Origin of the sequence: Oerskovia sp. NPDC056781, from assembly GCF_042789955.1 — a bacterium.
In the GTDB taxonomy this organism is placed as follows: domain Bacteria; phylum Actinomycetota; class Actinomycetes; order Actinomycetales; family Cellulomonadaceae; genus Oerskovia; species Oerskovia rustica.
In genome coordinates, this window is sequence record NZ_JBHUAD010000375.1 from 1 (window position 1) to 2076 (window position 2076).

General features: G+C 71.1%; 1 protein-coding gene. It reads left to right on the forward strand.

Features of this window, described 5'->3' with window-relative positions; translation table 11 throughout:
• Positions 1-234 precede the first annotated feature (234 nt).
• Complete coding sequence (locus ACFRCR_RS18500) at positions 235-2016, forward strand: beta-N-acetylhexosaminidase (protein WP_377679644.1); 1782 nt, start codon at positions 235-237, stop codon at positions 2014-2016.
• The last annotated feature ends 60 nt before the right edge of the window (positions 2017-2076 follow it).

Sequence of the window (2076 nt, forward strand, 5' to 3'; positions counted from 1 at the left end):
AGACCACCTGGTCTCGCGGGCGTCGTCATGCCCGACGGCGCCGCTCCCCGTTGTGCGGCCGTTGCGGAGCGCGTGGGGGCAGGTACGGCCTGCCGGAGATCGTGGGACCGATTCCACCCGATTCGTTACCTCATCGAGACGGCCGACCCGCGCGTTCGCGCCTCTGCTCGCCCCTAGGGTGGACGTCAGGAGCGGGCGCGGCCTTCTCCGGTCATGAGTTACGAAGGAGTGCTGATGAATTCGCCAGGTCGTCGTCGACCGATCGCCCTCACCGCGGGGGTCGTCGCCACCATCCTCACCGCGACGCTGCTCACGGCCTGCACGGCCGAGGAGAGCACGGTCCCCTCGCTCGGCCTGGGACTCGTCCCCGTGCCGAGCCATGTGAACGTCGACGGGGGCGAGGCGTTCGCCCTCACCGCGGACTCGACGATCGCCCTGGTCACCCCTGAGGACATGGCACCGGACGTCCACCACGTCGGCGAGGAGCTCGCCGCGTACCTCGGAACGGCGACGGGCTTCGAGCTGCCGCTCGGCCCTGCTGTCGACGGCGCGTCGGGCGAGATCCGGATCGAGCTCGTCCCGGACGCCGAGGTCGCCTGGGACAGGATCGGCGTGCTCGACGACCCGGCGGTCGACGCGTACGAGCTCACGGTAGACGACGACCAGGTCGTCCTGAAGGCGGCCGCGCCCCCCGGCCTGTTCCGCGGCGTCCAGACGCTGCGCCAGCTCTTCCCGCCGGAGATCGAGTCGTCCACGGTCCAGGAGGCCCCCGCAGGCGGCTGGACCGCCCCGGCCGTCACGATCACCGACGAGCCCCGCTTCGCGTTCCGCGGCGCGATGCTCGACGTGGCCCGCCGCTTCTACCCGGTCGAGTCCGTCAAGCGATTCATCGACCACGCGTCGACCTACAAGCTCAACGCCCTGCATCTGCACCTCACGGACGACCAGGGGTGGCGCATCGCCGTCGACGCCCTGCCCGAGCTCACCGAGATCGGCTCCACGACCCAGGAGTGGTGGGAGCCGGGCAGCGGCGATGGGGAACGCTGGTACTACACCGCGGAGGAGTACGCGGAGATCGTCGCGTACGCGGGCGAGAAGTTCATGACGGTCGTCCCGGAGATCGACGGCCCGGGGCACACGCTCGCGGCCCAGGCGTCGCTCGGCTCGCTGACGTGCGACGGCGTCCCCACGGCGCAGTACTGGGGGCCCGAGGTCAACAACCCCGTGGTCTGCTCGAGCGACGAGAACATGAGCAACGTCCGGGCGTTCCTCCAGACCGTCCTCGCGTCCGTCGCGGGGCAGAACCCCGGACCGTACCTGCACCTGGGCGGCGACGAGGCTCCGAGCCCTCCCGGCTGGTACGAGAACTATGCCGAGGCCGCGAACGAGATCGCGACCGGCCACGGCAAGACCGTGATCGGCTGGCACCAGTGGGGCGCGTCCGAGGCGCTGCCGCCGGGCACGCTCATCCAGTACTGGGGCGTGGGGGAGCGGCTGCGCCCGATCATCGGCGGGGAGGCGACGAACGCCGACCTGGTCGACGTGCAGGACGCCCTCGACCTGGGTGCGCGGCTCGTCATGTCGCCGGCCGACCGCACCTACCTCGACATGAAGTACGACCAGGACACCCCGTACGGCCTGGAGTGGGCCGCGCAGATCACGCTCGAGGAGGCGTACGACTGGGACCCCGCGACCGAGCTCACCTCGCCGGACGGCAAGAGCGTCCTGGCCGACGAGTCCGACGTGGCCGGCGTCGAGGTCCTGCTGTGGTCCGACCGCTCCTACCCCGACAGCCTCACCAAGGTCCCGGAGAGCCTCGACGAGTTCGTGCCCGTCGACCAGTACGCCGACTTCATGCTCTTCCCGCGCCTGCCTGCGACGGCCGAGGTCGCGTGGTCCGACCAGGCCGACCGCAGCTACCCGGACTTCCGCGACCGGCTCGTCCAGGTGTCCCCGCGCTGGACGGCGGCGGGCATCGGGTGGAACGAGGTCTCGGACGTGGACTGGACCCCGTGAGGTCCCCGCACAGTCGCGCGACGAGGTAGACCCGAGGGCGCGAGGTAGACCCCCGGGAGG